The following is an 8248-nucleotide window of genomic DNA, read 5'->3' on the forward strand; positions in this document are numbered from 1 at the left end:
GCGTGAACCCGCCCACTGTCACCCGGCGGTTTCGTGTTTCGCCTTGATCAGACGCCGATGACCGTCGGCACGATCATCGGACGACGGCGGTAGGTGTCGGCGACCCAGCGGCCGACCACGCGCCGCACGCCCTGGGCGATGCGGTGGGTGTCGGTGATGCCCTCACCGGCCAGCCGCAGCAGCTCGGCCTCCACCAGCTCGTTCGCGCCGCTGAGCGCGGCAGGGTCGTCGGAGAAGCCGCGCCCGTTGATCTCGGTGCTGACCGCCTTGCCGGTGGTCGCGTCGATGACGACGGTGATCGAGATGAAGCCGCCCTCGCCGAGGACCAGGCGGTCCGACAGGGTCGACTCGCCGACGTCACCGACCGAGAGACCGTCGACGTAGACGTGCCCGACCGGCACCCGGCCGACGATGGAGGCGATGCCGTCGACCAGGTCGACCACCACGCCGTCCTCGGCCAGCACGACCCGCTCCTCTGGCACGCCGGTCGCCACCGCGAGCGCGGCGTTGGCGCGCAGGTGCCGCCATTCGCCGTGCACCGGCATGGCATTGGTCGGGCGCACCGCGTTGTACAGGTACAGCAGCTCACCCGCGGAGGCGTGGCCGGAGACGTGCACCTTCGCGTTCTGCTGGGTGATGACCGTCGCGCCCAGCCGGGCCAGCCCGTTGACCACCGCGAACACCGAGTTCTCGTTGCCGGGGATCAGCGAGGAGGCCAGCACGATCAGATCGTCGGCGCGGATGTTGATCTGGCGGTGGTCACCGCGCGCCATCCGGGCCAGCGCCGAGAGCGGCTCGCCCTGGGAGCCGGTGGAGATCAGCACCAGCCGGTTGCCGGGCAGGTTGGCGGCCTGATCCAGGTCGACGACCACATTGTCGGGCACCGTCAGGTAGCCCAGGTCCTGCGCGATCTGCATGTTGCGCACCATCGAGCGGCCGACGAAGCAGATCTTGCGGTTGTACTTCTGCGCCACGTCGACGACCTGCTGGATGCGGTGCACGTGGCTGGCGAAGGAGGCGACGATGACGCGATTGCGCGCCTTGCCGATCACGTTGTCGAGCACACCGCCGATCTCGCGCTCGGGGGTGACGAAGCCGGGGACCTCGGCATTGGTGGAGTCGACCAGGAACAGGTCGACACCCTCGTCGCCGAGGCGGGAGAAGCCGGCCAGGTCGGTGAGGCGGCCGTCGAGCGGCAGCTGGTCGAGCTTGATGTCACCGGTGTGCAGCACGACGCCCGCCGGGGTGCGGATGGCGACCGCGATGGCGTCGGGGATCGAGTGGTTGACCGCGAAGTACTCGCACTCGAACGGGCCGTGCACGGTGGTCTCGCCCTCGGCGACCTCCATGAGCTTGGGCTGCAGCCGGTGCTCGCGGCACTTGGCGGCGACCAGCGCGAGGGTGAACTTCGCGCCGATCACGGGGATGTCGGGGCGGTTGCGCAGCAGGAACGGCACCGCGCCGATGTGGTCCTCGTGACCGTGGGTGAGCACGATGGCGACGATGTCGTCCATCCGGTCCTCGATGGGCCGGAAGTCGGGCAGGATCAGGTCGACGCCGGGCTGCTGGTCCTCGGGGAACAGCACACCGCAGTCCACGATCAGCAGCTTGCCGTTGTACTCGAAAACGGTCATGTTGCGGCCGATTTCGCCGATGCCGCCGAGCGCGAACACGCGCAGGCCGTTCTTGGGCAGCTTCGGCGGGGTGCCCAGCCGGTCCTGGGCCGCCTTCTCGCGGGGTTCGGCGGCCGGTGCGGCGCCACGACCGCGGCCACCGCCCTGACGGCCACGGCCGCCACCGCGGGACTGCTGCTGCGGCGCCTGCTCGGCGGCGGGCTTGCTCTTGGCGCGGCGCGAACCGGCCTTCTTCGGCACGGTGACCTGCTCTTCGGCCACGCTGATCAGGTCGGTGCCCAGCTCGGCTTCGCCGACCAGGTTCGCCTCGGCGACGATCTCGGCGACCGGCGTGGCGGCCGGTGCGGTCCGCTTCGGCGGCACGACCTCGGCGGGCGCGACCTTGGCGGGCGCGGCCCGCGGCGGCGCGACCGGAGTGGGTTCGGGCGCGCCGGCGGCACGGCTGGCGGAACGGCGACGAGGCTTACGAGCGGCCGGTTCGGTCATGCCGACACCCCCGCGGCCTGCAGATCCAGCGCCAGCGCGTCGAGCTGCGCCTGCGTGGGCATCAGCTGGGGCAACCGGGGTTCACCCACCTCGACACCGAGCAATCGAAGAGCTCCCTTGCACATCGCCACACCTCCCAGGCGGGTCATGGCCGCGAACAGCGGCAACAGTGTCGCGTTGATCTCCCTGGCCCTGGCCACGTCACCGGCGGTGTAGGCCTGGTGGATCTCGCGCAGGCGTTCGGGCACGAGATGACCGATCACGCTGATGAATCCGGTGGCGCCGACCGAGAGCCAGGGCAGGTTGAGCCCGTCGTCGCCGGAGTAGAAGGCCAGGCCGGTGGTCGCGATGAGATCGGCGCCGGAGACCAGATCGCCCTTGGCGTCCTTCACCGCGACGATGTTCGGGTGATCGGCGAGCCGGCGGATCGTGTCGATGGCGATGGGCACCACCGACCGCGGTGGAATGTCGTAGAGGGTCACCGGCAGCGAGGTGGCGTCGGCGACCGCGGTGAAGTGCGCGATCAGGCCCTCCTGCGTGGGCCGCGAGTAGTACGGGGTCACGACCAGCAGGCCGTGCGCGCCCGCGTTCTCGGCGGCGCGCGCCAGCTCGAGCGAGTGCGCGGTGTCGTAGGTGCCCGCGCCCGCGATCACGGTGGCACGCTCGCCCACGGCGTCGACGACGGCGCGCAGCAGGTCGGACTTCTCCGATTCGGTGGTAGTCGGCGACTCACCGGTGGTGCCCGAGATGGCCAGCAGATCGACGCCGCGGTCGACCAGGCGCGCCGCCAGTGCCACACCGGCATCGATGTCGACCTTGCCCGCAGCGCTGAAGGGGGTCACCATCGCGACACCCACCGTGCCGGACGCGTGCAGCTCCGTTGGCGTCGATTCACCGTTCGTCATGGTCAGAAAGGCTACCCGGTCCCCAGTCGAGCCTCGACACCCTAGCGCCCGATCCGGCTGCCGGTGGGTGTTTTTCGCCGCCTGCCTGCCCCGATGGTGACATCACCGCCATCCTTGCGTGATGTCAGATATGGCAGCACACTGATGTCATGGATCTGAACGCTCATACCGCGCGGCTGCGCGAAGAACTGATCGCCGCCGCTGCTCTCGGCGACGAGAAAACGCAGGCCACCGCCGCTGCCCTGGCCGCGGCGGTGGAGAGTTCGAGCCGGCTCGTGCTGCTGTCGGCGCTGTCGGAACTGGCCGCCGAGATCAGCACCGAGCTCGGCGACCGCACCGTGCGCGTCCGCCTCGACGGCACCGACGCGGTGGCCGACGTGCGCAAGAACACGCCGTCGGGCGCCGAAGAACCGCCGACCTTCGAGGAGATGACCGGCGACATCAGCCGCGTCACCCTGCGACTGGTCGAACAGCTCAAGTCCAAGGCCGAGGAGGCGGCGGCGCAGAACGGGCAGTCGCTCAACTCCTGGCTCTCCGGCGCGGTCACCGGCGCGCTGCGCGATCAGATGCGCGGCCAGGGCCCGAAGGGCTGGTAACCGGTCACAGCAGCGGCGCGAGGTCCCCGCGCTCGCCGACGACGACGTCGTCGAGTTCAAGCCAGTCCGCCATCTCCCGCAGCGCGCCGCGTAACGCGTCCGCGGTCTCGGCGGTGGCGTAGCCGGGTTCGGCGAACGCGCCGGGTGCGAGCAGCCTGCCGCTGCCGCGCTCGGCGCGCAGGTCGACGCGGCCGACCAGGCGGCCGTCGAGCAGGAACGGGAACACGTAATAGCCGTGCACCCGTTTGGGTTCGGGCGTGTAGATCTCGATGCGGTAGTGGAAGTCGAAGATCCGCTGGGTGCGCGGCCGGAAGAAGATCAGCGGATCGAACGGGCACAGCAGGGCGGCGCCGGTGATCGTGCGCGGCGTGCTCGCCTCGGGGTGCAGGTAGGCCGGTGCGTCCCAGCCGTCGACGTCGACCGGGATCAGCTCGCCCCCGTCGACGAGGTCGGCGATCGCGGGGGCGCTCTGGCGGCGGTTCAGGCGGTAGTAGTCGCGCAGGTCGGTCTCGGTGCCGATACCGAGTGCGCGGCTGGAGCGGCGGATCAGTTCGCGCACGGCGTCGTCCTCGGTGACCTCGCGGTCGCGGACATCGGCCGGGACGACGCGTTCGGTAAGGTCGTAGAGGCGGGTGAAACCGGCCCGGCGCGCGATGGACAGCTCCCCCGCGGCGAAGAGCTGCTCACAGATCATCTTGGTGTCGCTGAGGTTCCACCAGGTGCCTTTGGGGCGCGGCTTGTCCAGTTCCAGATGACGTTCGATCTCGCCCGCGCTCGCGGCGCCGACCTCGGTGACGACGTCGAGGATGTCCTTGCCCAGCGTCGGGTTCCGGTCGACGACCTTGCGCACGGCCGACCAGCGCCCCTGCTGGTATTCGGCCATCCGCCAGCGCATCAGCGGCCAGTCCGCGACCGGGATGAGCGCGGCCTCGTGCGCCCAGTACTCGACCAGTCCGCGGCGGGCCCGCGGGCTGTCGCTCCACGCCGCACTCTCGAGCAGGCCGCGATCGTAGGGGCCGATCCGGCTGAACACCGGGGCGTAGTGCGCGCGTACCACCGCCGACACCGAATCCAGTTGCAGCAGACGGGTTCTGGCGACGACATCGAGTACCGCCCGTCGGTTCGGCTTGGCCGGTCGGCGTCTCCCGAAACCCTGCGCGGCCAGCGCGATCCGCCGGGCCGTCGCCGCGTTCATCCGCTGCATTCGCTCAGCCTGACACAGGGGTACGACAGGTTACGGGCTCAGGTGGAGACCCGGACCACCCCCGCGGTGTCGATCTCGGTGCGCCGGTCCCCGGTCGGCGCCGCGGCCAGCACGGTCGCCACCCAGCGCCGCCCGATCGGCAGCACACGCACGGTGACGGTGCCCGCCTCGGCGGTGTCGAGTTCGCCGACGGCGGCGTCGATCACGTTGTGGCGCACCCAGGTCGGGACGCCGCGGAAACCGCCGTCGTCGAGCAGGGTCACCTCCACACCGCGGGATCGGGCGCCGCGGGCGGCGGCGCTGAGCCGTTCGGTCACCAGCTCCGGGGCGCGCAGTCCGTCGCGCAGTTCGGCTTCGAGCAGCCTGCACTGTTCGCGTTCGTCGTCGGTGAGCTGGGCGCCCTCGGCGATGCGCGCGAGGATCGGCCCGGCGACCTGGTCGAGCCTGGTCAGCTGCCGGTCGCGTTCGGCGGTGGCCGCCGACAGCGCCGCCTCGGTCGCCGCGCGCCGGTTGGCCTGGCTGCGCAGTTCGCGCAGCGAGCGCCGGGTGGGCCGCACGATCGCCATGAACACCGTCACCGCGCCGACCGTGGCGACCGGTGTCAGCGCCCGCACCACGGTTTCCGGATGCCAGGTGGTGAACACGCCCATCGTCACGAGCACCGTCGCGGCGGCGGCGACACCGAGCCAGGCCGACAGGATCCGCCCGCGCAGCACGAGCATCGCCAGCAGATACGAGGTCGGGTACGCCGTCCACAGCTGGTGCGAGAACCCCGAGGGGTTCTCGATCCACGGCACGGTCAGCGCCATCGCGACGGGACCGGCGCAGGCGACGTAGGCGGTGGCGGGCCACGGCAGCGGATCCACCGGGAAGACCAGGACCACCAGCGCGGCGACGGCCATCAGCAGCAGAGCGGCGGCGGCCGGGATCGCCGGCGCGATATCGAAGTTCACGCGCAGGTACATGATGATGGTGGCTTCGAAGATCACCACGAACAGCCAGGCCATGCCATCGCTGAGGCCGAGCAGGTCACGCATGCCGAACCGCAGATCCCGGTCAGCCATGGCTGCCCCACACCAGGGTCACCACGGTGCCCGCACCCGGCGCGGACTCCACGAACGCCGCCCCGCCCGCCAGGGTGCGCATCCGGCCCAGGATGCTGCCCGCGATGCCCATCCGGTCAGCCGGTACCCGGGCCGGGTCGAAGCCGGCGCCGTCGTCGGAGAGCACCACGCGGAGGCCGCCGGTGGCGATGGTGACGGCGACCTCGCGGCGCACCTGCCTGCCCGCGACCTCGGCGTGGCGCAGGCTGTTACGCACAGCTTCGCTGAGCGCGGCACCGAGCACCTGGGCCGCTTCGAGCGGCAGGCACAGATCCGCGCCGCGCCGCGAGGCCTGGACCGGCAGCTCGGGATCGACGTCGCGCACGGCGGCACGCAGGAACTCCACGGCGGCGGCCGCGTCGAGATGGTCGAGTTCCGGTGCGTTGTGGGCCTGTTCGAGCTGTTCCAGCGTGCGCGCGGCCTGGTTGCGCAGGACCTGAGAGGGTTCCTGCTCGCGGGAGGCCTCCAGCAGTGTCGACAGCACCGCGTCGTGGATCAGCGCGGCGAACCGGGCACCCTCACGCTCACGGGCCGCGGTCGCCGCGACCGTCGCCGCCCGCGACCGCTGACTGACCGCTTCCCGGTCGACGCGTTCGGCGGCGGTGCGCGCGTAGACCACACACCACAGGAACAGCGCGGCCACCCCGAGCGCCCTGGTGACGTCACCGAACAGCGCCCACGCCGAACTGTCGGGGACGACGGCGGCATTGGAGGCGCTGGTTGCCACAGCGAGCACCGCGGCGAAGCCCGCCGCCACCCGGCCCGACCAGGCGAGTCCACCGGCCATCACGCCGAGCACCAGCCCGCGATACGGCCAGGACGCGAACGAACCGATCGTCACCACCGAGTACACCAGCGGGGTCGTCACCGTCGCCACGAGATAGCAGATCGCGGCCGCCCCGGCGACGCGGCGGATCGCGGTGACCGCCCCGCGCGCCGACACGATCGCCAGCGGCGCGAACAACACGTACGCCGCCACCAGATGCACTTCGGGCCACACCGAGCGGTTGGTGGGCTGGACCAGCACCGCGGGCAGTTCCAGGGTCATCACGATCATCGCGCCGACGCCGATCACGACCCCGAGCCTGCGCAGGATCTGATCGGTCGCCGCCCGCGACAGCTCGCTGTCCACCGCGGCGGGCATCGGCGCGGGCGCGCGGGCCGCGGTGGTGGTCACGTGCGCTGCTGCCGTTCCGGCACGGGCAGCCATCCGTCCTCGACGGCCCGTTTGTACAGATCGGTCTTGGTGGGAGCCGGCCGTCCCGCGTCGGCGTACTTCTGCCGGATGCGGCCCAGGTAGTCGTTGACGGTCTGTTCGGACAGGCCGGTCAGCCTGGCCACCCGCGACGCCTTCTCCCCCGAGGCGTACAGCATGAGCACTTCCTCCTGGCGCGGGCTGAGCCCGACGTCGGAGAGCTGCGGGTCGCCGTCGATCGCGGCGGCCCAGTCGGTGGTGACGACCTGTTCCCCGGAGGCGGCCCGGCGGACCGCCTCGACCACCGTCGCCACGCTCTCGGATTTCCGCAGCACCCCGAGGACACCGGCCTTGGCGGCCGAGCGGACCAGGAACGCGTTGTCGGCGCCGGTGAACACCAGCACCTCGATGCCGCGTTCGCGCAGCGCGGTGACATTGTCCTCGGGGGCCGAGCCGTCGGGCAGGCGCAGGTCGAGCACCACCAGGTCCAGGGCGGCGTCGGCGGCGAGCAGACCGGCCACGGTGTCGGCGGTGGCGACGAGATCCAGGTCGGGTTCGGGCCCGAGCATGGCCGCCAGCCCGATCGCCACGGACTCATGGTCCTCGACCAGTCCGATCCGCCGTACCGCCGGAGTCTGCTGCAACTCGCTCACCGACCACTCCCCATCCTCGAACACCCATCCGCGGCCAGCCCGCAACACCTCGGAGTCGAGTTCTACCGCATCGGGGGCCCGCATGTCAGCCCACCAGAATTCGGGGCCGCCGCGGTCATTGCCGTCGGTACAGGCGTCCGTGACTGCGGAACCAGGCGATTTTCCCGTCGTCGCCGCGGACGAAGTCGGAGCGGGTGCCGATCGGGGTGCCGTCCGGGCCGAGGTCGAGACCGTAGTCGGGCTTGTAGAACGCGAGGCCGAGTGGGGAACCGGCGTCCTCATCGGGGTTCGTGCTGGGGTCTGCCCCGTCGCTCATGGTGCCGTGCAGGCGGCCGTCCCTGGCAACGAAGTCGAGGGGGGTCGGCGCGGGGCTGCCCGTCTAGACGACCAGCTGGGTCGCGGTACGCCCGTCGGGGGGGGGGAGCGCACCGGCACAGAGGGTATGAGGCGGGGGGGGGCGGGTGGCCACCCC

8 protein-coding genes are annotated in these 8248 nt (G+C 71.4%); 1 reads left to right on the forward strand and 7 read right to left on the reverse strand.

Annotated features, from left to right (window positions below):
• Positions 1 to 47: 47 nt before the first annotated feature.
• Positions 48 to 2120 (reverse strand): ribonuclease J, encoded by a 2073-nt coding sequence (locus ACFWPJ_RS17910; RefSeq protein WP_378852662.1) that lies wholly within the window; start codon positions 2118 to 2120, stop codon positions 48 to 50.
• Entirely contained in the window at positions 2117 to 3025 is a 909-nt protein-coding gene (gene dapA, locus ACFWPJ_RS17915) for a 4-hydroxy-tetrahydrodipicolinate synthase (RefSeq protein ID WP_378852664.1), read from the reverse strand. Before dapA ends, ACFWPJ_RS17910 begins: the two co-directional genes overlap by 4 nt.
• A 149-nt stretch (positions 3026 to 3174) precedes the next feature.
• On the opposite strand from dapA, the gene ACFWPJ_RS17920 reads away from it, so the two are divergent.
• Entirely contained in the window at positions 3175 to 3621 is a 447-nt protein-coding gene (locus tag ACFWPJ_RS17920) for a hypothetical protein (protein ID WP_378852666.1), read from the forward strand.
• Between the two features lie 4 nt (positions 3622 to 3625).
• On the opposite strand, the gene ACFWPJ_RS17925 is transcribed toward ACFWPJ_RS17920, so the two are convergent.
• The 5 genes from ACFWPJ_RS17925 to ACFWPJ_RS17945 form a co-directional block, all read right to left on the reverse strand.
• Positions 3626 to 4825: a winged helix-turn-helix domain-containing protein gene (locus ACFWPJ_RS17925; RefSeq protein ID WP_378852668.1), complete on the reverse strand. Its 1200-nt coding sequence runs from the start codon at positions 4823 to 4825 to the stop codon at positions 3626 to 3628.
• Positions 4826 to 4863: 38 nt separating this feature from the next.
• A complete protein-coding gene (locus ACFWPJ_RS17930) occupies positions 4864 to 5889 on the reverse strand; it encodes a hypothetical protein (protein WP_378852670.1) in 1026 nt (341 codons plus the stop codon).
• Positions 5882 to 7105 (reverse strand): sensor histidine kinase, encoded by a 1224-nt coding sequence (locus ACFWPJ_RS17935; RefSeq protein ID WP_378852672.1) that lies wholly within the window; start codon positions 7103 to 7105, stop codon positions 5882 to 5884. The genes ACFWPJ_RS17930 and ACFWPJ_RS17935 overlap by 8 nt, the downstream gene beginning before the upstream one ends.
• On the reverse strand, positions 7102 to 7776 hold the full coding sequence (locus ACFWPJ_RS17940; protein WP_378852674.1) for a DNA-binding response regulator: 675 nt from the start codon (positions 7774 to 7776) through the stop codon (positions 7102 to 7104). Before ACFWPJ_RS17940 ends, ACFWPJ_RS17935 begins: the two co-directional genes overlap by 4 nt.
• A gap of 115 nt (positions 7777 to 7891) precedes the next feature.
• Positions 7892 to 8092: a hypothetical protein gene (locus ACFWPJ_RS17945; protein WP_378852676.1), complete on the reverse strand. Its 201-nt coding sequence runs from the start codon at positions 8090 to 8092 to the stop codon at positions 7892 to 7894.
• Between the last annotated feature and the right edge of the window lie 156 nt (positions 8093 to 8248).

Origin of the sequence: Nocardia sp. NPDC058497 (assembly GCF_042720195.1) — a bacterium.
Lineage (GTDB): Bacteria > Actinomycetota > Actinomycetes > Mycobacteriales > Mycobacteriaceae > Nocardia.

What these genes read in the sequence shown, in the direction of transcription:
- ACFWPJ_RS17910 (WP_378852662.1), bottom strand. Translation starts at nt 2,120, where the DNA reads ATGACCGAACCGGCCGCTCGTAAGCCTCGTCGCCGTTCCGCCAGCCGT.
- dapA (WP_378852664.1), bottom strand. Translation starts at nt 3,025, where the DNA reads ATGACGAACGGTGAATCGACGCCAACGGAGCTGCACGCGTCCGGCACG.
- ACFWPJ_RS17920 (WP_378852666.1), top strand. Translation starts at nt 3,175, where the DNA reads ATGGATCTGAACGCTCATACCGCGCGGCTGCGCGAAGAACTGATCGCC.
- ACFWPJ_RS17925 (WP_378852668.1), bottom strand. Translation starts at nt 4,825, where the DNA reads ATGCAGCGGATGAACGCGGCGACGGCCCGGCGGATCGCGCTGGCCGCG.
- ACFWPJ_RS17930 (WP_378852670.1), bottom strand. Translation starts at nt 5,889, where the DNA reads ATGGCTGACCGGGATCTGCGGTTCGGCATGCGTGACCTGCTCGGCCTC.
- ACFWPJ_RS17945 (WP_378852676.1), bottom strand. Translation starts at nt 8,092, where the DNA reads ATGAGCGACGGGGCAGACCCCAGCACGAACCCCGATGAGGACGCCGGT.